This is a genomic window from Aminobacter sp. MET-1 (assembly GCF_026521175.1).
Classification (GTDB): domain Bacteria; phylum Pseudomonadota; class Alphaproteobacteria; order Rhizobiales; family Rhizobiaceae; genus Aminobacter.
The window spans coordinates 15,151-37,873 of the sequence record NZ_JAMSHL010000190.1 but is presented as its reverse complement, the minus strand read 5'-3'; the positions used below and the strand labels follow the sequence as shown (position 1 = coordinate 37,873).

22 protein-coding genes are annotated in these 22,723 nt (G+C 58.8%); 17 read left to right on the top strand and 5 right to left on the bottom strand.

All coding sequences use genetic code 11. The features are described from left to right. Positions 1–52 precede the first annotated feature (52 nt). On the bottom strand, positions 53–925 hold the full coding sequence (locus tag NDO48_RS29730) for a tetratricopeptide repeat protein (RefSeq protein WP_267322096.1): 873 nt from the start codon (positions 923–925) through the stop codon (positions 53–55). 99 nt (positions 926–1,024) lie between these two features. Then, positions 1,025–1,483, bottom strand: a complete 459-nt coding sequence (locus NDO48_RS29725; RefSeq protein WP_267322097.1) for a hypothetical protein — start codon at positions 1,481–1,483, stop codon at positions 1,025–1,027. Between the two features lie 524 nt (positions 1,484–2,007). Between NDO48_RS29725 and NDO48_RS29720 the strand changes: the two genes are divergently transcribed. The 17 genes from NDO48_RS29720 (at position 2,008) to NDO48_RS29640 (ending at position 19,748) form a co-directional block, all read left to right on the top strand. Then, the gene (locus NDO48_RS29720) at positions 2,008–2,466 is read left to right on the top strand and encodes a hypothetical protein (RefSeq protein ID WP_267322098.1); all 459 of its coding nucleotides are present in this window, start codon (positions 2,008–2,010) and stop codon (positions 2,464–2,466) included. Between the two features lie 139 nt (positions 2,467–2,605). Beyond that, a complete protein-coding gene (locus NDO48_RS29715) occupies positions 2,606–2,851 on the top strand; it encodes a hypothetical protein (RefSeq protein WP_267322099.1) in 246 nt (81 codons plus the stop codon). Further along, positions 2,844–3,662: a hypothetical protein gene (locus NDO48_RS29710; RefSeq protein ID WP_267322100.1), complete on the top strand. Its 819-nt coding sequence runs from the start codon at positions 2,844–2,846 to the stop codon at positions 3,660–3,662. The genes NDO48_RS29715 and NDO48_RS29710 overlap by 8 nt, the downstream gene beginning before the upstream one ends. Before the next feature lie 157 nt (positions 3,663–3,819). Further along, entirely contained in the window at positions 3,820–4,125 is a 306-nt protein-coding gene (locus NDO48_RS29705) for a hypothetical protein (RefSeq protein ID WP_267322101.1), read from the top strand. Positions 4,126–4,327: 202 nt separating this feature from the next. Beyond that, positions 4,328–5,269: a lytic transglycosylase domain-containing protein gene (locus tag NDO48_RS29700; protein ID WP_267322102.1), complete on the top strand. Its 942-nt coding sequence runs from the start codon at positions 4,328–4,330 to the stop codon at positions 5,267–5,269. Continuing rightward, positions 5,266–5,652 carry a TrbC/VirB2 family protein gene (locus tag NDO48_RS29695; RefSeq protein ID WP_267322103.1) on the top strand — a complete coding sequence of 129 codons (387 nt, stop codon included), beginning with the start codon at positions 5,266–5,268 and terminating at the stop codon, positions 5,650–5,652. Before NDO48_RS29700 ends, NDO48_RS29695 begins: the two co-directional genes overlap by 4 nt. Positions 5,653–5,663: 11 nt before the next feature. Continuing rightward, complete coding sequence (locus NDO48_RS29690) at positions 5,664–5,975, top strand: VirB3 family type IV secretion system protein (protein WP_267322104.1); 312 nt, start codon at positions 5,664–5,666, stop codon at positions 5,973–5,975. A 1-nt stretch (position 5,976) separates the two neighbouring features. After that, positions 5,977–8,493: a VirB4 family type IV secretion/conjugal transfer ATPase gene (locus NDO48_RS29685; RefSeq protein WP_267322105.1), complete on the top strand. Its 2,517-nt coding sequence runs from the start codon at positions 5,977–5,979 to the stop codon at positions 8,491–8,493. Further along, positions 8,471–9,649 carry a lytic transglycosylase domain-containing protein gene (locus NDO48_RS29680; RefSeq protein WP_267322106.1) on the top strand — a complete coding sequence of 393 codons (1,179 nt, stop codon included), beginning with the start codon at positions 8,471–8,473 and terminating at the stop codon, positions 9,647–9,649. Before NDO48_RS29685 ends, NDO48_RS29680 begins: the two co-directional genes overlap by 23 nt. A gap of 20 nt (positions 9,650–9,669) precedes the next feature. Beyond that, a complete protein-coding gene (locus tag NDO48_RS29675; protein ID WP_267322107.1) occupies positions 9,670–10,458 on the top strand; it encodes a conjugal transfer protein in 789 nt (262 codons plus the stop codon). Positions 10,459–10,680: 222 nt separating this feature from the next. Continuing rightward, on the top strand, positions 10,681–11,736 hold the full coding sequence (locus NDO48_RS29670) for a type IV secretion system protein (RefSeq protein WP_267322108.1): 1,056 nt from the start codon (positions 10,681–10,683) through the stop codon (positions 11,734–11,736). Between the two features lie 138 nt (positions 11,737–11,874). Then, positions 11,875–12,609 carry a virB8 family protein gene (locus tag NDO48_RS29665; RefSeq protein ID WP_267322109.1) on the top strand — a complete coding sequence of 245 codons (735 nt, stop codon included), beginning with the start codon at positions 11,875–11,877 and terminating at the stop codon, positions 12,607–12,609. After that, positions 12,606–13,454, top strand: coding sequence for a TrbG/VirB9 family P-type conjugative transfer protein (locus tag NDO48_RS29660; protein ID WP_267322110.1), 849 nt, complete (start codon positions 12,606–12,608; stop codon positions 13,452–13,454). Before NDO48_RS29665 ends, NDO48_RS29660 begins: the two co-directional genes overlap by 4 nt. A 459-nt stretch (positions 13,455–13,913) precedes the next feature. Next, positions 13,914–14,915, top strand: a complete 1,002-nt coding sequence (gene virB10 / locus NDO48_RS29655; protein ID WP_267322111.1) for a type IV secretion system protein VirB10 — start codon at positions 13,914–13,916, stop codon at positions 14,913–14,915. Beyond that, positions 14,912–15,961 carry a P-type DNA transfer ATPase VirB11 gene (gene virB11 / locus NDO48_RS29650; protein WP_267322112.1) on the top strand — a complete coding sequence of 350 codons (1,050 nt, stop codon included), beginning with the start codon at positions 14,912–14,914 and terminating at the stop codon, positions 15,959–15,961. Before virB10 ends, virB11 begins: the two co-directional genes overlap by 4 nt. Continuing rightward, positions 15,933–18,995 carry a type IV secretory system conjugative DNA transfer family protein gene (locus tag NDO48_RS29645; protein WP_267322113.1) on the top strand — a complete coding sequence of 1,021 codons (3,063 nt, stop codon included), beginning with the start codon at positions 15,933–15,935 and terminating at the stop codon, positions 18,993–18,995. The genes virB11 and NDO48_RS29645 overlap by 29 nt, the downstream gene beginning before the upstream one ends. Before the next feature lie 381 nt (positions 18,996–19,376). Continuing rightward, positions 19,377–19,748: a dihydroneopterin aldolase gene (locus NDO48_RS29640; RefSeq protein ID WP_267322114.1), complete on the top strand. Its 372-nt coding sequence runs from the start codon at positions 19,377–19,379 to the stop codon at positions 19,746–19,748. A gap of 59 nt (positions 19,749–19,807) precedes the next feature. Here the strand turns inward: NDO48_RS29640 and ligD are convergent, their stop codons facing one another. From ligD to NDO48_RS29625, 3 genes are read right to left on the bottom strand one after another with little or no spacing between them, the layout of a single operon-like run. Beyond that, entirely contained in the window at positions 19,808–20,773 is a 966-nt protein-coding gene (gene ligD, locus NDO48_RS29635; RefSeq protein WP_267322115.1) for a non-homologous end-joining DNA ligase, read from the bottom strand. 52 nt (positions 20,774–20,825) lie between these two features. Further along, positions 20,826–21,077, bottom strand: coding sequence for a hypothetical protein (locus NDO48_RS29630; RefSeq protein ID WP_267322116.1), 252 nt, complete (start codon positions 21,075–21,077; stop codon positions 20,826–20,828). Between the two features lie 4 nt (positions 21,078–21,081). Beyond that, the gene (locus NDO48_RS29625) at positions 21,082–22,347 is read right to left on the bottom strand and encodes a Y-family DNA polymerase (RefSeq protein ID WP_267322117.1); all 1,266 of its coding nucleotides are present in this window, start codon (positions 22,345–22,347) and stop codon (positions 21,082–21,084) included. Positions 22,348–22,723 lie beyond the last annotated feature (376 nt).

Here is a 22,723-nt window from a genome sequence, read left to right as displayed (position 1 = left end):
AGCTGGGAAGCGAATGACCGACCCGTTGGCGGAAGGGAGCGCAAATCGGGTGCTAGATATCTTCCTCCGGTTGGAGGCCTGGGTGTTGTTCTAGCAGGATTCTGATGGCCTCTGGGGCATCGGGATCGCCTGCATCTTCTGCTTCGCGAAAATAGCCGAGCGCCTTGGCGGGCGACTTTTCGCAACCAAGGCCGTCCCAGTAGAGCAGGCCGAGGCAATAGGTTGCAGAGGCGCTGCCTCTCAAGCGAGCATGCTCGTACAGTTCGTTTGCTTTGGCATAGTCGCGCGGGACGATATCTCCCAGCCTGTAACTCTGCCCGAGATTGAAGTATCCGCTCCGATGGCCGTCCTTCGCTGCCATTCTGTACCAGAAGAGTGCCTTGCGCGGATTGCGTCGGCCGCTCACTCCGTTTCGCCAGTCGTAGCCGATGGAAAGCATTGAATTTGCGTCCCCCAGTTCGGCGCCCTTGGTCATGAGTTCGCGGGCTTTGACACCGTCTTTGGGCAATCCGGCGTCGCCTTTTTGGTAGAATTTCCCGAGATTGCCCATCGCGACGGGATTTCCGGCTGCCACGGCGCGTTCATAATAGTTGCGGGCTGCAATCATGTCTTTTGGCAAGCCGTCGCCGTGCTGGGACATGCTGCCCAGATTGTTCAATGCATCGCCGTCGCCGAGTTCGGCGGCACGCATATACCACCCGAGCGCGGCCTTGAAGTTGCGAGGCCTATCTCGATCACCCTGATCGAAAATATCGCCGAGCACATAGGCAGCCTTTCCGTCGCCGGCCTTGGCCAGGGCGGCAAGATCGTTCGGCATCATGTCGTAGAGGTTGTCGGGAGCATTCTGGTGTGCGGGCAATGGCGGCATACGTTCATATTTGCGGTCGGCGCGTCCGTTCAGCCACTTTCGAATTGTATTCAACATGCCTTGAGGAGATCCCCGATCGTGATAAGGCCGGCTGCGTCGCCGGCCTGCTTTGTTATATGGTGAGGTGGCCCCTGATTATTCTGAGAATTTGGCTGATCAGGAGACGACGGTCAATCTGGAGCGCTCGAGGGCGAGATCGAATCCGGTTGGCGCGCCGTTTGTGAGGCGCGGGATGATGACCGGTCGGTAGCAGGTGACGCGTTTCGCGAGATCAGTGATTGCGATTTGGGGTGTGAGGCCGAAGGGTGTTGCGTCGGCGTCTTCCGGGGTTTTGCCGTCGTCGGCGAAGATCATGCAGCGGCCGGCGATGAACGGTGATTTGTCGATGGTGATGAGGCCTGTCGCATAACCTTCGAAGCACAGGGCGTCGTGCCAGGCGAGGTATCTGACGCCGTCGATTTCGAAGGGCAGGACGTCGAATGTTTTGGCGGAGAGGATGAACTGCATCTGGTGACCGGTGTCGTGGCCGAGGCGATCGGCTGGATCGTGGATGGCTGCGATGGAGAGGGTTCCGGTTGTCGGGTCGATGAGGTAGCCGGCGGTTTGGCTTGGCATTTTGGTCTCCGGGTATGGACAATTGTGCTGAAGGCGGGGCGCACGCCCGGCCTTCTCCTTGCCGGCGAAAGGGGGGATGGCGGAAAGCGTCAGCGCAGCGGTGAGGGTGCGCATGGAGGTTGCGCCGCAGGCGCGACCTAGCTGCTGCACCTGAGGCGCAAGGTGGCGCTTTGCGACGGTAAGGGGGGCTTGTCCCCCTTGGGTCGCGTCTTAAGATGATCGTTGAAGATTAGGTTCGCTGGCTGGTCCAGCGAGGCGAATACGGTGGCGGGCAAGCGCGGCGGTGATGACGGCTGCAAGAGCGATCGTCACCCGGATGGGCCGAGACCCGTGTGCGGGGCTCGGTGCCGCAGGCATAGAGCGCGTCCGCGTAGCGGCTTGCACTGGAGTGTAATTTACGGGAAAAGTTGGCGTCGCCGGAACTGGCGTAAGCGAGGCTGCGCCGGCGTGCTTGGCGGGTTCTGGCGATGAAATTGCGGATGGCTCCGCAGCGGGATCAGCAAACGGCGGGGAAATTGGTGCGAATGCTGAAAGCGACGGGAATTCAAGCACTTCTGGCGGAAGATAATCTCATTACATTGGAGCGTACGGCGCACGCGGTACGGACCTGCATGCGCGAATTGCAGATGGAATTGCCGGCCTTGGAGGAAGGGCGATTGGTCCGTCACACCTACGAATGGATGATCAAATCGGGATTTCTGGGTGCTTCTTACGAGCAGATTCTGGAGAAGACCCGGCAAGGGCTGGAAACGGAAATAGATCAAGAAATACAAGGCGTAACGGCGACGGCCTTAATCATAAACGATACCTCCCTTCGGATGCGAAGTAAGCGTTTTTGGTGGCGAATTGAGCAGCATCGCAAGGTCGTGATCGCAGTGCTCTTTGTGCTCTTTGTGATCTTGGCAGGCGTGGTGACGTGGCAGGTCCTGAATTTGTCGGAATCTGCGTCGATTGCGCCGGCGGCAACGGCCATAGAGAAATAGCGGCCGGGAGGCATGTGGACGGACGAAGTGTTCGGCCGGCGGTTCCGAAGGAGCTGCCGGCCGTATTTTCGAGAGTGATTGCGATCATAAAAATTCTACTGTAGTGAAATTCTGACGATATCGGAACGAGGTTTTCGATTTGGCGGAAGACGAGGTTGGCGGCTCAAGGGAAGAGGGGCCGCAGCGCTTTGTGATCCAGGCGGAAGGCGAGGAGAACGTGTTGGCGTTGAGGTTGGCCGAGGCATGCCTCGACGAGAGCAAGGGCGATGTGCTGCGGGCTTTGGTCACTCTGGCTGGACGGGCGCTGATTGCGCAATCGCTGATGTCGACCGGGATGGCGCGGGGAACGGTGAGCATCTGGCCGGAGGAAAAGCAGGATGGTTGAGGCGCGGCAGGCGAGCGTTAACGCGGTGTTTTCGCAGGATTGGTTCCTGGTGCCGGCACAGTTCGATTGTGGGCAGTGCGGGGCGCAAAGCCGAAGCTATGGCGTGGTGCTGGGTCCGATGAGCCAGATCGTTGACGGCGTCATCGACACAGAATGCAGTGTGGGATCCGCGAAGAGTGTGAACCGTCTCGGCATTTACGGCGTGGTGCGCAGCTGGAGGTCGGCCGACTTGCATGGCTGTGATTTTGTGGCGCAGCGGGCGGAGGATCTGTTGCAGCTGCGCGAGGGCGTGATGTCGCTTGTGTGCGAGCATTGCGGCGAATCTGGCGGTCTTGACCAGGTTGCCGATGCGGTGATGGAGAATTTTGTGCAGTGGGGTGCGCAGCGGGCGATGTTCAACGAACGGCAATTGATCGTCGCAGAGGCTGCTGAGACCACCAATTTCCATGATGGTACGATCATTGAGGTGTCGGAGACGATCGGGCCGTCATTCGCGGTTGTAGCGCGTGGTGCGTGCACGGATCCGGGCGGCAAAGATGGGACGGTCGAGTTCATGCTGGATCTGGGTAGTGGTAGCTATGCCTGGTCGGCTCGCTTTGGCGGCAAGGGGGCCAAGACGGATTGGACGGCGGTTGCTGCGATCGGCGGGCGAGAAGTCGGCGTCATGGTCGAGCAGCTCGGGCAGGCCGGCATTGTCGTGAGTTCGCTGAGCTGCACTGATGATGCCGGAAAGGTTTGTGTTTTTGCGTATGAGCAGATCGTCGAAGGTCTTGTGAATGATGGATATGGCTGGTCGGAGAAGGCGGCATAGGATGCGGATTGGTGGACTTATAGCGCTGGCGGCGGCGGGGATTGCATTGACGGCTTGTGCATCAGGGGTGAGGCCACAGACATATGCCGTGTCGCATCCGTGGGCCGGGCTGAAGCTGACGAAATGTCGAGGTTATGGCAATTTCTCGGAGTGCCAGTTGGTGCAGACGACGGTTTCGGCCTATGTCGGGACCTGGTTGGGGCCAGTGCAGCAGAGAAACCGGCGGTTCCAGGCGCTGGGCGATCAGTACCAGTATCAGGTCACGTCCTGCTATGAGATCGTTCGGGTGAACCCGCCCTTGCCGAACTATGTCTGCACGATCGTCGGCTATCGAACTGGAGCCGATGCCGGCTCGGTTTTCGTGAAGGGCGGGACGGCGGTGAAGCTTGCTAAGTATCTCGGGAATCGGGAGCAGTTGCGTTATCGCCGCGAGCGCGATCCTTGGGATCGCAAGGGCGGGTAGATCAGCCTTGATGGCTGTGTGGCGACATGCTGTTTGCGATCTGACAAACAAAAAATGTGACGGTGGTGACATTTTTTAGGCTTGCGCCGCGCGAAAAAGATTCTACTAGAGTGTAAGATAGAGCGCCAAAAACGTTCAGGTCTTACAGATGCGGGCAATGCCAACGAGATGGACGCGCGGTAGCGTCTTGCAATTAGCGGCTGTGGCGCTGTTGTCCACGGCCGCGTCTGGATTCGCGCAGCCGCAGGATTATCCGGCGGTCGTGGTGAGCGTCGATCCGGATTTGGCGCCGCTGAGCGACAGCGCATTTTCACAAAGGTTCGGGGAGGCGGCATCGGCGCCGAGGGCGGCGGCGGCCGATGTTCCGTCCAGGCGCAAGGAGGCGGCACGCTCGTCGGCGAATGTGTTTGCCTATGCGGATGGGCCGATACGGGTTGAAGCACCGCGTGATCTGTCTGTAGCCAAGACGGCGGCAGAAGCGACGGAGCAGCTGGTGACGGGTTCCATCGGCGGCGGCGAGACAGAAGTGCGTCAGGATCTGATAGTCGGCATACCGGAAGAATATGCGGGGCTGATTGTCCAGGCGGCGCGCGACGAGGGTGTCGATCCGAATTTGATGCTGGCGATCGCGCGCACGGAAAACGGCGCGTTTGATCCGCAGGCTGTGAGCAGCGCCGGCGCAATCGGCTTGATGCAGATGCTGCCGGAGACGGGGCAGTCGTTTGGAGCCGAGGATCTGAATGATCCGGTGCAGAATGTGCGGGCCTCGGCACGTTTCCTGAAAGTGTTGGTCGACAAGTACGCCAATCCGGTTCTGGTTGCGGCCGCCTACAATGCGGGCGAGCCGAAAGTGGATGTTCGCACGTCGATGCCGCTCATTCGCGAGACGGCGGACTATGTGACGCGCGTCGTTGGTCTTTACACCAATGCCTACAAGGCAGGCGACATCGGAAAAGTTGGAAAGCCGCGGGGTGGAGTAAGCGCCTCGGGATCAAGGCAGGTTTCAGGTCGCGGCGGAAGTCGTGCGCGATCGTCGATGTTGGTGTTTTCAGCGAACGAGCCCGTCCTTGAGGGGGGCGCCACTGAGGAGCAGGCGCAGGATCCGAATGGTCCTGTGAAAATTAGAAAGGAAGGCAGTCTATGAGCAGCGTAAAGACATTTTGGGCGGGCCTGAAGGACGCCGCTAAGGAAGGGTGGAATTCTCCGCGCAGCCAGAAGCTGGTGGTGCATTCGGTCATGGCGACGGGTACGGCTGGCGTGCTTCTGTTGACATCGATGGAGCCGGCAGCGGCGCAGAACCTTCAGGCTCTTGAGAGCGCGGCACAGCGTGTCGTGCAGTTCTTCACCGGGCCGTTCGGCCGGTCGGTTGGCGCGATCGCCTTCATCGGCATGTTTATGGCGGCGGCGTTCGGCTACTGGAACTGGGGCGCGTTGCTGCGCGTCGGCGGCTCGTTGGCGGGCATGTTCGCGGCGGCCGAGCTGGTCAGCTTCCTGGCTGGTGGTGGTGGCGGTGGCGGCACGCCGTGATGTGACGCGCCATGGCTGAGCAAGACGACATCGAGGAAGTCGAGACGTATCGCGTCATCTTGGCGATGACGCGGCCGCCGACGGTGCTTGGCATTCCGTACAGTTTCTTTCTGGCAGAATGCTTTGTGTCGTTGATGGCGTTTTTGGCGCTGGGGTCGATCCTGTGGTTTCCGGTCGTCTTCACGGTGTTGCACGCCATTTTGTACGTGGCGTGTACGAAGATCGATCTGTGGCTGTTCGACATCATCGCGCGCAAGTCGGCTTGCGGCGTCAATCCGGTTGGCCGCAGGCTGGGCGGTGGTTTGACCACATACGGGAAATGAGATGACGACAGTCGCGGGTGCATTGAGGGGTAATTTGTCGCGCGGATGGGAGATCTTCGCGGACAAGGGGGTGTCGACGCATGTCCCGTATTTTGCGCCGATAGAGAATGGCATTGTGCGGCTGAAGAATGATTGCCTGGTGACGACGATCCGGCTGAACGGGTTTTCGTTCGAGACGGCGGACATCGACTATGTGAATTTGCTGCAGAGGCAGCGCAATTCGGCATTCAGGGCGATTTCGGGCCTGGGCAGCTTTGCGATCTATACGCATGTCATTCGCCATAAGGTGAAGCCGTCCTTGCCGGGCAATTATGCTGATCCGTTCATGGCGCGGCTGGACGAGGTCTATCAGTCGAGCATTTCGAAAAATGAGATGTTCGTGAACGACACCTATGTGTCGGTGGTGGTTCGGCCGGTGTTCAAGAAGGGGTCGTTGCTCAGCCGGATCATGGGCGCCGGCGGTAATATGGTTGCCCGGGAGCAGTTCCGCGCGATGCGTGACAAGCTGGTCGAGGCGACGCGGGCGATGGAAAAGAGCCTGGATGCCTATGGTCCGAAAGTTCTGCGCGATGTGAAGCGCGTTGAAGTGAAGATGCCTGACGGGCGTCGGATTTTCCGCGATATCAGTGATGATATGGTTCTGGAGCCGGACGCGCGGGTTGTGTGGTTTTCCGAGCAGGCCGAGTTTTTCTATACGCTTTTGAATGGTGGCCGGGTGCGGCCGATGTTGCTTGGAGATATGCCGCTGGACGAGATGGTGCCGGCGGCGCGCACGACATTCGGCAATCGCACGATCCAGCTCGAGGGCGATACGAGGGCCGACGATCGCTTTGCGGCGATGGTGTCGCTGAAAGAGTATCCGCCGGAGACCGGCGCCGGCATGCTCGACTTTATCATCAAGCAACCTTTCGAGATGGTGGTGACGCAATCTCTTTCGTTCGTCGACGATCAGTCGGCCCGATACAAGATCGACCGGCTGGATCGCCAGTTGTCGAAGTCGGATGAGGGCGGTTCCTCGATCCAGACGGACTTGGAGTTTGCGCGCGATGCGCTGGCGCGTAAGAACGTCGCCTATGCCGAGCATCATCTGACTGTGATGCCGATCGCCAAGAATATTGACGCCCTTGATGAGGCGGTTGCGGTGATCGGCTCCGAGTTCGGCGCGCTGGGTGCATCCTATGTGCGCGAGGATTGGAATTGCGAGCCGTGCTATTGGGCGCAGCTGCCGGGCAATCAGCCCTATATTGCGCGACGGGCGACGATATCGACGCTGAATTTCGCGGGATTGAGCAGCTTTCACGCCTATCCCTATGGCAAGCCGGACGGCAACCATTGGGGGCCGGCGATCACGATTTTCGAGACGACCTCGGGAACGCCGTTCTTCTTCAATTTCCATCAGGGCGATGTGGGCCATACGACGGTGTTCGGCCCGACCGGCTCGGGCAAGACGGTGATCATGGGTTTCCTGATCAACCAGGCGTACCGGGTCAATCCGAACCTGAAGACGGTGATTTTCGACAAGGATCGCGGCCTGGACATCATGGTTCGTGCCGCCGGCGGCACGTACATGACGCTGGAACCGGGCGAGCCGTCCGGCTGGAATCCGTTCTCGATGGAGAACAACGAAGAGAACCGGGTCTTTTTGTATCGGCTGATCAGCTTCATGCTGAAGCCGAACAAGGAGGGTGAGAACCTGTCGCCGCAGGAAGAGCAGATCATCCGCACGGCGATCAAGAACATCATGTCGACGAGCGATCCGAAGTTCCGGCGCATGTCGGCGCTGCGTTCGCTGTTGTCGGGGTCGCAGCGGACGGAAGCAAGCCTGCAGGCGCGGTTGGAGAAGTGGATTGATGACGGGCAGTACGCCTGGCTGTTCGACAATGCTGAGGACAGGCTGGACATTGCCAGGCCGATGATCGGCTTCGACATGACGAGCATTCTGGATGACCCACAGGTCCGCACGGCGGCGTTGCTCTACATGTTCCACCGGCTCGACCAGATTTATGACGGCAAGACCCCGGTGATCAATCTGATGGACGAGGCTTGGAAGCTGCTTGACGACGACGAGTTCAAGCGCTCGATGAAGGACTATTTCAAGACGATCAGAAAGCGCAATGGGCTGGTGATCTTTGGCACGCAGTCGGCTGACGACGTGGTGAAGTCGAGTGTCTCGCGCACGATCATCGAGCAGACGTCGACCAACATCTTCTTCGCCAATCCGAAGGCCGACGAGGACAGCTATCGCAAGCATTTTGGCTTGTCGGCGGCCGAATTCCGCTGGGTGAAGGATGGTGATCCATCGCAACGCTACATGCTGATCAAGCATGCGCGTGACAGTGTGATTGCGCGTGTGGACATGAGCCACATGATGGATTTCGTGAAGGTGTTGTCGGGCCGTGAGGACACGGTGCGGCAAGTCGAAATGCTCAGGGATGAGCATGGCGATGATCCGCGCGGGTGGTTGGACAAGTTCTGCGATTGGAGAGGGAAGGGCGATGATGCACGCAAGACTGCTTAAATCGGCGACGGCATGGCTGCTTTCGGGCGCCATGCTCGCGTCCACGGCGTCATATGCACAGGTGCCGGTGATCGACGGTGCGCGGCTGACGATCCAGAAGACGACGCAGCAATGGTACGACCAGTACCAGAAGAACCAGCGCACGACGCGCGGCAATGCTGGCGACACGACGAACAGCTTCGCGCCGGGGCAGGGCACTGGCGGGATGGATTGCTCGTCGTTCGGCGGCGGCAATGGATGGGGCGGCCAGGTTGGCCCGAACAATCCGCGCAATGCCTCGCAGGAACAGGTCCGGCAGATGGTGGCGGAGGAGGCGCGGCGCCAGGGCGTTGACCCGAATTTCGCGATGGCGATTGCCGAGCAGGAATCGCGGTTCCGTCAAAGCGCGGTTTCGCCGGTCGGGGCGCGCGGCGTCATGCAGTTGATGCCGGGGACGGCCAAGCAGCTGGGCGTGAACTCTTATGACATGCGCGACAACATCCGCGGTGGCGTGAAGTACCTGAAGCAGATCATGGCGATGTATCCTGGTCGGCTGGATCTTGTGGCGGCTGGTTACAATGCCGGTCCGCACAGGCAGTCGCTTCGCAATGGCAAGATCCCGCCGTTCAAGGAGACGCAGGATTATGTGCGCAAGGTGAGCGGCTATTACGAGCGTAACAAGCAGCAGAATGGCGACCAGACGCCGACGGGCAACCCGACGCCGGAGACGGTTTCGGCCGAGGCTGGTTGCGGCGAGGCCCTGAAGGAGGCGATGGACCGCAACACCGAGGCGCAGGTTGCTCGGGGACAGGAGTGGAATGCACTTGTCGGCAAGTCGCTCGAGCTCAACAAGCTGAAGCAGCAGTCGATGCTCGATCAGCTGAAGGGCGCGTCGGCGAGTTTGCGATCTTCAGGTGCTGGAAGTGACGATAATAGGTTTGGCGACGGCTCGGGCGAGATCGCTATGCACGAGATCCAGTGCCCGTCGTCTGTGGTCAATACTGGATCGACGCGGTGCTATGCGGTGCCGCCGAATGCATCGAGCGCGGATGTCGGGCGGATGCTGGCATATTTGCAGGAGCAGGCGCGCATCCAGGGACTGGAGTCGTCATTCGCGGCAATTGAAGACAATGTGGTTGGTTTGGTGACGGTTGTTGATAGCCGTCGGACACAGTGAGAGCGGAAGGAAAACAGGTCATGAAGAAGATTATTCTCTCGAGTGCAATCGGGCTGCTGGCATCGACGGCCGTGGCTTATGCGCAGGTGCCGGTGACGGATGCCATGAACATCCAGGTCAATCAGCAGATCCAGCAACTGACGTCGCAGATTCAGTCGGACACGACGGTCATCAAGGACAACACGACGCGGACGCTGCAGGCGATCACGGGTGATCGCACACAGGATGCCGGTCAGTTCTCGTCGCTGGCGACAGGAAGCGGCTTCTCGATGGGCCAGGCGCCTGACTTCGGCTCGATCCTGCAGGGCAATCAGGCGTCGTTTGGCGGCATTGGTGGGCAGTTCCAGAACATGGCAGCGCAGCTGATCAACGGCCTGAACCTGGTCAAGATGGTTAAGGATGCTGCGACTGGTGGCGAGCTTTCTGGCGCAAACAATGCTTACAATCAGGGCGTCCAGACGGTCACGACGTTGACAGCGATGACGGACGCAATGAACGCGGCTTCTAAGGAGCGCACCACCGCCTTTACCGGTGCCGCCGGCCAGATTGGCAAGGCGCAGGATTTGAAGGGTGCGCTGGAGCAGAACACGCAGATGGTGTTGCAGGGCAACCAGACAGCCAATGAGGCGGTGGGAGCTTTGAACAACTCGGTAGTGTTGGAATCACAAAGATATCGCGCGGCGTTGGCAGCTTCGTCACAGTCGTTGAAGACATTCTCTAAACTGCCGAAGAAAGGTGCGGGCGGGCAACAATCGAATGGCAAATCTGTCCGCGAACAGCTTCAGGAGTTCGAGGTGCAGTCGCAGTGAAGTATCTGATCGTACTGGCAATAATGGGTTGTGCGGCTCTGAGCGGCTGCGCAACCAAAGAGCTTTTGGCGAAATGTTCCGCCGATGAGAGCCCGGTAGCCGCGACGGCTTTTGCCGACGAGGGAAAGCCCGAAAATGCGGGCTTGGTGGCTGTGCAGCAGCTGGCGGACGATTGCGGGCCAATGAGGCCAGTCAATCAATTCTAGTCTGAAAGTACGGTAAATGGACCCAAGGCGCGCGTTAGTCGATTTCTACTCGGCAGCATTGCAGTATTTTAACGAGATAAACGCCGCGACGATCGGTCGTGCGTGGGGCCTATTTGCGGAGCATTCGGGCCTTGTCTCGTCGATATTGGCGCTCTTCCTGATACTTTACTTTATGTGGGGAGCGTTGGGGCGCTCTCACATCAGCGTGCAGGACATGGCGGTTACCGGCTTCAAGGTCGCGCTCGCTTACGCGTTTGTGATGTCTTGGGCTTTGTTCCACGAGAATGTTGGAAAGCTGCTTCTGGAAACGCCAGAACAGCTAGGCGCGGCTTTGTCAGCTCGAATGGGGGGCATTAGCGGCGGTACCAACATGGCGGATCAAGTCGGATTGGTGGCACAAAAGGTCTATGATTTCACGATGGAATTGTTTGCCGCTCATGAATCTGCCGCATGGCCAAACATCGTGGGTTCTTTGATCGTATTTATGGTGTTGGGCTTTGGGTTAATTCCGATGCTTTTGGTGCTTACCGGTGTAACATTGTTCGCCAAGATGATTGTAGCAGTTATGCTAGCGATCGGTCCTATAGCAATTTTATGCTACTTCTTTCCGATCTCAAATTTTGTGTTCGGAGCATGGGTAAAGGGGATCGCTTATGGCATGTTTGCCTTGCTGTTCACATACGTAATGGCAGGTTTTGCATTTGGGTTCATTCAGACATTTATCGATAAGATTAATACGGGAATGGCGGTAGAAGAGAGCGCCTTAGGCATCGCGATGGCGATGATTGCCTACATGCTTCTAGTTACTTTCTTCATTTTTAAAGTGCCGGATTTTGCACAAACATTTGCGTATGGCACTGTGATGTCTAACGTACTTCCTGGTGATGGCGGGCGGAGTGCTGCTGTCAGTGGAGCAACAAAAGTGGCGGCTGTGGCAACAGGAGGCAAGGCCGCTGTTGTCGCCGGTGCGGCTGGCGCCGCTTCCGCAGGTCGAGCCGCCATGGCAGCGGGTAGGGGTGGCGCTACCATGGGCCGTATGCTTGCCAATCGCATGAGAGGCCGGGCAGGTTAGAGATAGCGTGGTGCTGTTGCGGCATTGCATCACTTTTCGCTTTTCTTCTACTCTAGTGTAATTTAGGGTGCCTGTGGCATTGCCTCAGGCTCTAAGGTTTGACGGTGATTCTCGAAATCGATGCGGAGATGAATTCGAGTGGCGTGGTTCAAAAAAAAGGCGGCGACGGAGCCTGAGGGAAAAGTAGCGGGGCCTGAAGAAATCTATCAGCAACACCAGACATGGGGGGCGAGGCAAAAGTCACTCATGTCGCTGCTGGCGGTGGCTCTTGCGGCTGCTGGTGCAGCTGGATGGGTCGTAGCAGGAATTTCGGTCTATGCGTCGTCACAGCTGTTTCCGCTGAAGACGGTCGAAGTCGTTCCGCTGATCGTTGATAAGAATACCGGCTACATGGAGACGGTGACAACGCTGGAGAAAGACAAGTCGGTGTCTGAGCTCCAGGCGGTGAGGGCGTCATTCGTCGGCAACTATGTGATCAAGCGCGAAAGTTATGATCCACGCTATGTCGCTGACGCGTTCGATACGATCGCGATCTGGTCCGATCCGAACGGCAAAGCCTATCGCGACTACGAAGACCTGATGAACCCTGGCAATCCGCGCTCGCCGATCAAAGAAATTGGCGCGCAAGGAGACATCAAGACCAATTTGCTGTCTGTCAATCCGCTCAATGACACGACCATGAACGTGCGCTTCGAAACGGAGGAGCGCCGCCAGGGCGGCATGGCGAAGGTCGATAGGTGGTCGGCGACTGTTCGTTTTCGCAGGGCCAATCTTGAGATGAACCAGAAGGTTCGCCTGCTCAATCCTCTTGGTTTCGTGGTGACAGACTACACCAAGGTTCCGGAAATGATGCCGTCGGGGCTGCCTCAATGAGGCGGCTAGGGCTGGCAGTTTTAGCAGTAGCGCTGAGTGCGCCGATAGCGCATGCAGAGCTGCTGGCGCGGCCGGGCCGATATGATCCGCGCATTCGCTCTGTGCCATATTCTTCGGAGCAGGTTTTTGTCGTCACCGGCACCTACGGCATGGTCACGACGATCCTGTTTGGATCGGACGAACTGATCACGCAGGTCGTTGCCGGCGACACGGTGTCGTGGCAGATCCTGACCTCGGCGGATCGGCGATCGCTGACGCTGAAGCCGATGGAAAAGGACGCTCCGACCAATTTGTCGGTAATCACGACGAAGCGCACCTATTCGTTCGAATTGTTGGTGAATGACTCGAAGAACGCGAGGAACCAAACATACAAGCTTCGATTTCATTACCCCGAAGAAGCGGGAATGAAGGGCATGGCCGAGCTTTGGGAGCAGGCCCAGGAAGCTCAGAAGAACCCCAACATCAAAAATATTCGTCGCGACAAGGTCAATTACGACTACGGCTTCAAGGGTGATGCTGGCGCGAAACCGGTCTGGGTGTTCGATGATGGCATCAAGACGTTCATGAAGTTTTCCGGCGATACGCCGGCGATCTTTACAGTCGACGGTGAACGTCGGGAATCGCTGATCAATTATCGCCGCGAGCAGGACTACATCGTGATCGATGCTGTTTCGCGGCAATGGACTTTGCGCTTCGGCACGGAGACGGAAACCTGCCTGTTCAATTTGCGCACTGCGCCGGCGGATGTCCCGGCGCCCATCGAGGGTGTGGTTGGACCGCGCCCGATCGGAAAGGGCCGCACGGTCACGTCACCGGCGAACTCTGACAGAAGCTCGACGAGGTAGGCGATGTCGGATCCTCACTACAGTCACAGTATCGAGAACGAGAGGGCGATCGGCGGCGCTGTGAGGCGCCGCGGCATGGGCATTGGCAAGCCTTTGGCCGTCGCTGTAGCCGCACTCGGTGTCGGCACGGTGCTCTATTTGCTGTTTTCATCACCGGTAGAGCAGGTTGCGACGAACGAACCGGAGACGGAGACGTTCACGCCGCTGCAGACGCCGCAGAACCCGTCTTTCAACACGCCGCCCCCACCGCCGCAAATTCCGGTTGTGCAGGTGCCGGAGGCGCCCCCTCCGCCGCCGCCGCCACCTTCCGCGGAACCGGCGGTTGTAACTCCGCCGGCGGAGTTACAACCGCCGGCGGAGATGCCGGTCGACTGCTCGAACGGAAACAATCCTGATCATCCGAAATGCATCGAGCTCGCTCGGCTCCAGAGGCTCCAGGAGCGGATTCGGGCGAATGCGATGGTGTATGATCAATCGCAACAGATGGCGGCTGCCGGGGTCGATGCAAACGTCGCGGCGGCAGCACCTGGTGGTATCTTCGGTACAACGGATGCTGACGGCAACCCGATCGTCTCGGAAGGTGGCGCTGGCGGTCCTGGCGGCATCGGTGGCGTTGGTGGAGCGGCCGGTGGCGGTGATGCAAATCGCGCCTTCCTGCAGGCTATGGGCTCGCAGGACGTTGACGTATCGACGGCCAAGAAGAACAACAGGACTGACGCCTGGATCCCACAAGGCACGATGATCCGTGGCACGTTGGAGACTGCGATCAATTCCGATCTGGCCGGCATGGTGAAGGCGATCGTGCGCGACGATGTGTATTCGTTCGACGGCCGCCGCATTCTGATCCCGGCTGGATCGAGCCTTATCGGGGACTATAAGGCGGACATCGAGCAGGGCCAGGAGCGTGTTTTCATCGTCTGGACGCGGATGATCAGGGGCGATGGCGTTTCAATCCAGCTCGGCTCGTTCGGCACCGATCGCCTCGGCCGTTCCGGCATGACCGGCAGGGTCGACAAGAAGTACTGGGAGCGCTTCGGCCCGCCGGCACTGTTGACGATGATCGGCGGTGCGGCACAGTATGTTGCGACCTTGGGCAATCCATCGCGCAATGATTATATCACGATCAGAAATCCCGATGGCAGCGTGACGACAATTCCGCAGTCCGGCAATCAGTCGCCGGAAGAGGAAGCGCGCGGCATCGCGGCCGAGACGATCGCAGCCGGTATCCAGCAGATGGCGGCCGAGGCATTCGGCAGTTCGAAGAACATCAGGCCGACGATCCACATCAACCAGGGCTCGGACATCAATGTGTTCGTGACCCGCGATCTCGATTTCTCGGAGCTTTATGTGGACCCGGTGCAGGCCGAGTTCGAGCGCCTAAAGAGATTGAAGCGAGCTCCACGTCCTCGGATCGAGCAGCGTTCTGGGATCCCGCAGCCGGAAGGGCAGGTCTTCAAGTGAACGCGCGCGCTAGCAAGCATGAGACGGCGCTCCATTGGCTGGGCGAGGCTATTGCGCCGATCCGGCGATATCTGGACGATCCGGAGGTCATCGAAATTTCCTGCCAGAAACCCGGTGAGCTCTGGCTGGAAAAGGCTGGCAGCCTGGTGATGCAGAAGATCGAAGAGCCCGGATTGACCGAGTATGCCGTAGAGACGATGGCGACGCGATCGGCAGCATTGACGTCTCAGGTGATCAATCGCGAGAACCCGCTTCTGTCGGCCGTTCTGACGGGGGGAGAGCGTGTCCAGTTCGTGTACCGCCCGACGTCAGCGACTGGCCATGCTTTTTCGATCCGCAAGCAATTTATCCGCCGGCTGTCGCTGGACGATTATGAAAAACGGGGTGCGTTCGAGCGCGTTAAGGTGACGGGCGAGGGTGATATCGATGATGTCGACCGGGAGCTGTCAGTCTTACTGCGCAAGAAGGAAATCCGGAAATTTCTTGAGCTTGCGGCCGTCGAGAGGCGCAGCATGCTGGTTTCGGGCGGCACGTCGTCAGGCAAGACGACCTTCTTGAATACGATGTTGACCGCAATCCCGATGCATGAGCGGTTCGTGACGATGGAAGACACGAGCGAATTGGAACCTCGGCAGGAAAACGTCGTCTCATTGCTTGTCTCGAAAGGCGATCAGGGTGAGGCGAAAGTGTCGATGGGAGATTTGCTCGCCACGGCGCTGCGCTTGCGGCCTGACCGGATTTTCATGGGCGAGTTGCGCGGCGCCGAAGCGTTCGACTTCCTGAATGCGATCAATACCGGGCATCCAGGCTCGATGACGACAATTCATGCGAACTCACCGCAGCAGGCGTTCAATCGGTTATCGACGTTGATCGTGAATGCCGGTGTTCGCATGGATCGGGACGATATTTTGAGATACATCCGCTCGATCATCCCAATCGTTGTCCAGCTTCGCAAGGGCGACGAGAAAGTCAGCCGGGGTGTCAGCGAGATCTATTTCCGCGACGAGGTTGACGAAAATGGCCAAAGGGTCCACGGCAGCGATTAACGGCGATCGCTTGGCGGCGAGTGCGTCGCAGGAGAACGATAAGAGGCGTATCGAGATCCCGCAAAAGGGTGATGGGCGGCCGGTCGAATTCTCGGCCGACAGCGGGTTAAAGCAGGATCCATTCGAGATCGATCCGGCGGTTTTGCGCCAGGCGGCCGAAGAGACGCCGCGTTCGCAGTCCTGGTCGCCGTTGCAGCGCTTGTCGTTCCTGACATTTCCGCTTGTGCTGACGATCGCGGCTCTGATTTGGCTCGGCACATTCTTGCTGATCTACGACATGTACGCCACGTCGTTCGGGCAGCCGTCCTTTATCGACTACCTGACCATAGCGCCTTACGCCGACGGCTTGAGGCAAGTCGCGGCGGTCGTTTTCACCCGCAACACGTTCGGGCTGTCCGTGCTGGCTTTCGTGGTTGCCTTTCCCTTCATCTATGTCTGGGTGGTCTGGTGGATGCTGAAGGGCGGCCGCTCTCTGTCACGCCTGTTTCTCTATCTGCTTCATGTGCGATCGACCTTCAGCCTGGTAACGACTTCAGGTCTTGTTTTCGCCGCGTGCTGGGCCGGCGTGATCGCCTACGGGATCGTCTTTTACCTTGTGGCGACCAAAGGTCTGACGCTTGAGCCTGTGGCGAACTATTACGGCAACGCGTTGACCGCGATGTACCAGGCTCCGTTTGGAGCGACAAACGCCGCAGGCCAGTATGTGCAGCCGGCGAGGTTGACAGTATTTGCGGCGCTCGCCGGGCTGGCGGCCGCAGGGTTTCTGATTGGATTTCCGATCGCGAAAGAGGTGACGCGCCGACAGGGCCAGTTGATGGGCGATTCGCGGTTGGCGACGCTGCAGGATGCATATGATTTCCGGTTGCGCGAGAAACACGGCGTGGTGCTTGGTTACAAGCAGGGCATGCTTTTGCGCTCTGACAGCGATCAGCATGTCATGGTGGTTGGTTCCCCCGGGCAGGGCAAGTCGCGCGCGTTCGTCATGCCGTCGATGATGAACTTTGCCGGGTCGATGTTCATTCTCGATATGAGCGGGGAGCTCTACGAGAAGACGTCCGGCTACATGAAACAGAAGGGCTATGAAGTCTATCTGATGGCGCCTGGCCAGCATGGCACGCATTGTTTCAACCCGCTCGATGTGATCAGCAAGAATCCGCATCAGCGCATTACCGATCTGCAGAAGCTGGCGCAGATGTTGATGCCGGAACGGCTGCGGTCGGATTCGAACGATTTCTGGGAAGAGAGTGCCAGGATCCTGCTGGTGGCGATGCTGGGCTTTGTGATCGAGTGTCCGGACACGCGCAAGTCGCTAAGCGAGCTGTATCGCATTCTCAACTCGATGTCGGACGAACGCACGGCGATCGCGCAGCTGCTCGAGCGCTATGGCGATCATCTGTCGGACCAGACGCGGATGCAGTTGACCAAGTTCATCGGCCGTCATGAAAAGCTGGGCGAGGGCATCGCGGCCGAGATTGGCGCGAAGTTCAACTTCCTGCAGAACGAGCTCATTGAGGCGATGACGTCTGTGACCACAATTCCGATCACCGAGATCCGGAAGAAGAAGATGGTCATCTACCTGCAGGCCGACTGGAACATCATCCAGATGTATGAGCGGCTGATTTCGATCTTTGTGCAGCAAATGGCCGACAACCTGGTGCAGCTGGGACCGCTGCGCAGCGGCGAGCATGAAGTGCTCATGATGCTGGATGAGTTTGGCAATGGCGGCCGCCTCGACACGGTGCTGACGTTGGCGCCGCTGATCCGAAAGAACGGTGTGCGCTTCGTCTTCATCCTGCAGGATGGCGCGCAGCTGGAGCGGCTGTATCAGCGGCCGGGTCAAAAGATTCTTATGGGAGCGTCAACTATCAAGCTCTATATGAACTTTCAGAACGTCGAGGACGCCCAAGCCGTCACGCAGATTGCGGGTTTCAAGACCGGATTTGTCGCCCAGCCCGCCTATTCGTATCGGCACGGCCGGCGTGACCGTAGTGGGTCTTCAGCGCCGGTGCGGGTGGAGTTGCTGCCGGTCCATGTGCTGATGCAGATGAAGCCTGAAGAGGCGATCCTACAGGTTACCGGCATGCCGATCATGCGGATCATGAAGCTCGATTCCGGCGGTGAACGTCAGTTTCGTGCGATGGACAAGTACAGCGCGATCGGCAAGCCGGTCATACAGCCGCGCGCCTGGACGATCGAGGACAACGAGACGTACATGACGCGGCTAGACGCCTTTCAGGGCGTGATGACGCGCCAGATGTACTATCCGGATCCGGAAGCGGTTCATCGGCGGGTTGCAGCCCTGAAGGGCGCCGGCGTGACGAACAGAACGCTTAAGAAAACCAGCATCCGGCCGGTGGACTTCCTGTGGCAGGACATCAAAGGCGAGCGTCATGTGTTCTTCTCGTCGCTTGACGAACTGGCGGTTCGGTTGGGGCTTGATGCGACCCGCAAGCCCGGCCTGACGGTTGAAGAAGCGAGTCAGAAGCGCCAGGAGGCATCTGGCGGCCGATCGTCGATCGAGGGCCGCCGGCATGACGAGCGGCCTGGTGGCGAGGCTGCTGCAAAGGGAGCCGGAGACCGTGAGGCAAGGAAGCCAAAGCCGGCCGTTGAACCAGATCTTCCTGACGTCGACGTAAACGCGATGTATGGCCGCGGCGATGATAATGATGACCTGGAGGTAAATGTCGAGAAGCTGAGCAACACTGCTTTCATTCCGCCGACACACTATGATCGGTCGCCGTCATTGTCGCGCAAAGATGCGGAGCGCGACGATCTAAACGTGGTGCGCTCGCCGATCTTGCAGCGCCAGGAAGTCAGTTCGACTTTTGGTCGGATGAATTCGGAGTTGAACGCGATGTTCGCGGAGTTCGGCAAGGCCGATGAGGATGTGGAACCATTGGCCATGAACGAGGGGATCGAATCGATGGTTTCGATGGCGATCGAGCGTCTGGAAGACGAAGACGCCAAGGAAAAGATGCGGGCGTATGGGGCGGTGGCGAGAGAGCCGATCGCCGAGGAGAGGGCGGGAGATTAGTAAGAATGCCCGAGCGCTCTTCCAAAGCTATGACGAATGGCCGTTGGAGTGGGTTGCAGATTGAATGAGGGACGCTGTTAGGCTATATATTACCTGCAGGAGTGGGACCGACCTTTCGGCCGGCCCCTTTCCTCACAGCATGAATTGAACCCGGAGTGTCAGTGACCAGCTGATCCGGGTTCTTTTCATCTGGAGGGTGATGCTAAGTGGTAGAAACCACATTGCATGCACCTCCTGTTCGAGAGCGAGGCCGTCGCCTCGGTCGGAGTGGCCCATCCTCTCCGAGTGCGCCGCTGGCCCGACGCTGCTGCTTTCGCCTCGAATCCTTGATTCGATCTCTCGTCTTTGTGGACAACAGCGCTTTGAATGGCAATGGAGCCGATGACGATGAACGTGGTCCGGAAAACGATCGTCCTGCGCAAACAAGAGCTGATGGTGAGGATCGGTGTTCACGATCACGAGAAAACAGCTAGCCAACGGCTTATAGTGAGCGTTGAAGTCGATGTCGCGGACCTGGCTGAAGAGAACGACAAGATCGATCGAACGTTCGATTACGACAAGATCTACGGCTTCATAAAGTCCCTGGAGAGCGCCGCTCAAATCGAGTTGCAGGAGACCGTGGCGCGACGCGTTTTGAGCCTTGTGCTGTCCTGCGAGGGTGTCATCCGTGCCGTTGTCGAGACACGCAAGCCGGATGTTTTTGAGGATGTGGAGTATGTTGGGGTGAGACTTGAGGGCGTGGCCGGCACCTAGTCTCGGCATCTGCTAGCTAGTTCGGGTGCCCACCACCCGATCTAAAGACCCGTTCGACCCTATGGGCGAGGTCGTCGCCTGGCTCGGTCAACGTGAACGATTTTCTTGTAGGATGGGTGGCGTAAGAGCCCCTCTCCTGTCCGCCCGCGAAATGCGACGTCGACGCTAACGAGTGGCTGGACCCAGCGAACATTGCGATAGCTTTGTTTAGGCAGCGTCAAGGGCGGCGCCGACTGTTCGATCATCTGCAAAGCGTCGACAAGCTCGACGGCTGTCTTTGTAGTCCATCCGGTCCCAACGCGGCCGGCCAGCTTCAGGTCATCATCGCCGGCCTTTTCGGCGAGAACGAGAGCGCCAACCGCTCGCCCATTAGCGCTGTTCGGGATGAAACCGGCGATGATGAATTGGCCACGTTGCTCGCATTTGCTTTTCACCCATGTAACGGTGTTGCCTGATCGATACTGGCTGTCGAGGCATTTGGAGACGACGCCTTCAAGGCCAAGGGCGCAGGCATGTGTGAATATCGTGGGGCCGTTGCCTTGAAGGTATTCGACGTAGTGGATCCCGGCGGGCTGTGGCCCAATGAGATCGGCGAGCATTTGTTTTCGCTCGATTAGCGGAATCCGTCTCAGATCCCGGCCGTTAAGAAAGAGCAGATCGAAGGCCCATAGGGTTGCGTGCGGGCATCGGCCGGCGCTGGCGCATGCGTGAAGCGTAACCCAATCGGAAACGCCATTGTCGCCCTCGATAACAACCTCGCCATCGATATAGGCAGAAGAAGCGGCAAGCAGCTGGGCGGCCTGATGGACCAAAGGGAAGCGGGATGTCCAATCCAGGCCGCGACGCGTAAGGAGCTGAACGTTCCCGTCGGCGACACGGACGGCCAGGCGGTAGCCGTCATGTTTGATTTCATGGACCCAGCTTTCGCCGTTGGGCGTGCGATCAACGAGTTTTGGAAGACATGGCTTAATGAAACCAGGAGGGGGTATCGACAGTACGCCGGCGTCGCCTCCCCTCTTCTTCATAGTCGGTGCCTCTTCTCGGACTGCTGCCGCAACCCTCGCCGCATCGTCGTGTTTAGGCAAGGCCTCCAACAAATCCTGTTAGCTCGTCGAGGCGCACCATGGAAAGCCGGATGCGGCCGTTACAGCCGCGGGTTCTGCAGGTGGCCTCTTCTTCGACCTCCTCGATGCGCATGAACTGGCGTTCCGGAGATGTGCACATGGTTGCCCGGGTGAAATAGCGAGTGTGACCGCATTTGAGGCAGCGCGCCTCGAGCTTCTGTGTTTCGGCGAGATCGCCGACGCGGAGATCCTGTTTCCAGCCCATGTCGTCACCAAAAGTCTTCGGCCGAGGGAATGCGTGTGTAGGAGATCTTGCCGCCGGCGTTTCCACCCGCTGGCGGTTGCCACTGGCCGACGCTGACAACGGTGGCGGCATATCTGGAATTGAGACCGTCGATCGCGTTGGAAGCCGATTCCCAGCGCCGGCGTTGCCGATCGTCATTCAGGAGCAGATCGAGTTGTCGCTCGGCCGCCGGCGACAGGTCATAGAGTGTGACGCCGATTCGAAAGATTGTGAGGCCGCGCGGATACGCGGTCTGAACGTCGCGCCATAGATCGGTTAATGCGGAAAGGATGGCCTGGTCGTCGTTGACGACAGGTATCCTGCGCTTGCCCATCCATGAATCGTCGCGAAGCGAGAGCCAGAGCCAAAGGCCGCCGGCGTAGAAGTTTTCGCGGCGTAGGCGACGGGCGGCCTTGACCAGGAGCAGACGCGAAATCGCGCGGGCGCCGTCGATCGTGCGCGCTTCGGGGGGCAGGACGCGTCCATGGCCGAACATGCCGCGGGAGGAGATCGGCGCCTGGATGTCGTAGCCGTGCAGGGCGTACCACATGCGTTCGCCGGTGACGTTGTGCCAGAGCTGGCGCATGTGCTTGGGTTGGACAGCATAGAGCTCTTGCGTCGTGAAAATGCCGGCGCGATGAAGGCGTTTTGCCATCTTGTCGCCGACGCCGGGAATATCGGCCAGGGGAACGGCGAACAGAGGCGCTGGAAGATCCTGCGGCCGCCATATGGCCAAGCCGTCACCATAGCGGCTATCGCTGCGTTTGCCTGCCTTGCAGGCCATTTTGGCGAGCTGGCGATTGGCGGCATAGCCGATCGAGCATGTGATCCATGGTCCGATATTTTCGGTCAATGCCTGTTTGATACGAGCGGTGAGTGCTTCTGGATACGCGCGGCCCGCGTCATCCAGGCGACAGGTAAGCTCGTCGATGCTTTTGGCAGTGTCGATCGGGATGACCGTCTCGATCTCGGACAGCAAAGCGTTATGGGCGCGGCGATAGAGGTCTGGCTTCTGTGGAACCAGGATGATGTCAGGGCAAAGCGCCCTCGCCTCCTTCACGCCCATGACGTTCTTGACGCCCTGCAGCTTGGCTTCGCGGCTGCACGCTATGATGCTGGTTCGATCGGTGCCGGCGAATGGCACGACGCCGATCGGCCGGCCGCGCAAGCGGCGGTCGCATTGCTGCTCGACGCTGGCGAAGAATCCATCAAAGTCGAGGTAGAGGCGTTCGATCGTCTCGGGCTTGCGCATATGGCACCTGAAAAGAACGAAAGGAGAACACCCTATCAGACTACGTCGTCAAGAGGAAAAGATTCTCAGCGAAGAAAAGTGATTGGCGCGTCGCTGCGGCCCCTGTGCATTATTCGGACACCGATTCACGGTAGTTGCTGCCTCTGCTCGATAGGCAAGTTTCGACCCCATTGCGGACTTTTGTGAGTGATACCAGACCGTCTCTTTGCCGAGCGCAAAACGCCCCCTGCCTGCCCAACTTCGTGCAGCCCGCCGTTTTACAAAATGTTCGTAGAGTCCGCCGGCTTGCGGTCGACTAGAGGATTGGCGAACGCATCGTCTGACATACGCTCAGTTTTGATTGCCTCCAAGACGGCATTCTCGAGCAAGCCGGTCA

What these genes read in the sequence shown, in the direction of transcription:
- NDO48_RS29730 (WP_267322096.1), bottom strand. Translation starts at nt 925, where the DNA reads ATGTTGAATACAATTCGAAAGTGGCTGAACGGACGCGCCGACCGCAAA.
- NDO48_RS29725 (WP_267322097.1), bottom strand. Translation starts at nt 1,483, where the DNA reads ATGCCAAGCCAAACCGCCGGCTACCTCATCGACCCGACAACCGGAACC.
- NDO48_RS29720 (WP_267322098.1), top strand. Translation starts at nt 2,008, where the DNA reads ATGCTGAAAGCGACGGGAATTCAAGCACTTCTGGCGGAAGATAATCTC.
- NDO48_RS29710 (WP_267322100.1), top strand. Translation starts at nt 2,844, where the DNA reads ATGGTTGAGGCGCGGCAGGCGAGCGTTAACGCGGTGTTTTCGCAGGAT.
- NDO48_RS29695 (WP_267322103.1), top strand. Translation starts at nt 5,266, where the DNA reads ATGAGCAGCGTAAAGACATTTTGGGCGGGCCTGAAGGACGCCGCTAAG.
- NDO48_RS29690 (WP_267322104.1), top strand. Translation starts at nt 5,664, where the DNA reads ATGGCTGAGCAAGACGACATCGAGGAAGTCGAGACGTATCGCGTCATC.
- NDO48_RS29685 (WP_267322105.1), top strand. Translation starts at nt 5,977, where the DNA reads ATGACGACAGTCGCGGGTGCATTGAGGGGTAATTTGTCGCGCGGATGG.
- NDO48_RS29680 (WP_267322106.1), top strand. Translation starts at nt 8,471, where the DNA reads ATGATGCACGCAAGACTGCTTAAATCGGCGACGGCATGGCTGCTTTCG.
- NDO48_RS29675 (WP_267322107.1), top strand. Translation starts at nt 9,670, where the DNA reads ATGAAGAAGATTATTCTCTCGAGTGCAATCGGGCTGCTGGCATCGACG.
- NDO48_RS29670 (WP_267322108.1), top strand. Translation starts at nt 10,681, where the DNA reads ATGGACCCAAGGCGCGCGTTAGTCGATTTCTACTCGGCAGCATTGCAG.
- NDO48_RS29660 (WP_267322110.1), top strand. Translation starts at nt 12,606, where the DNA reads ATGAGGCGGCTAGGGCTGGCAGTTTTAGCAGTAGCGCTGAGTGCGCCG.
- virB10 (WP_267322111.1), top strand. Translation starts at nt 13,914, where the DNA reads ATGGTGTATGATCAATCGCAACAGATGGCGGCTGCCGGGGTCGATGCA.
- NDO48_RS29645 (WP_267322113.1), top strand. Translation starts at nt 15,933, where the DNA reads ATGGCCAAAGGGTCCACGGCAGCGATTAACGGCGATCGCTTGGCGGCG.
- NDO48_RS29640 (WP_267322114.1), top strand. Translation starts at nt 19,377, where the DNA reads ATGACGATGAACGTGGTCCGGAAAACGATCGTCCTGCGCAAACAAGAG.
- ligD (WP_267322115.1), bottom strand. Translation starts at nt 20,773, where the DNA reads ATGAAGAAGAGGGGAGGCGACGCCGGCGTACTGTCGATACCCCCTCCT.
- NDO48_RS29630 (WP_267322116.1), bottom strand. Translation starts at nt 21,077, where the DNA reads ATGGGCTGGAAACAGGATCTCCGCGTCGGCGATCTCGCCGAAACACAG.
- NDO48_RS29625 (WP_267322117.1), bottom strand. Translation starts at nt 22,347, where the DNA reads ATGCGCAAGCCCGAGACGATCGAACGCCTCTACCTCGACTTTGATGGA.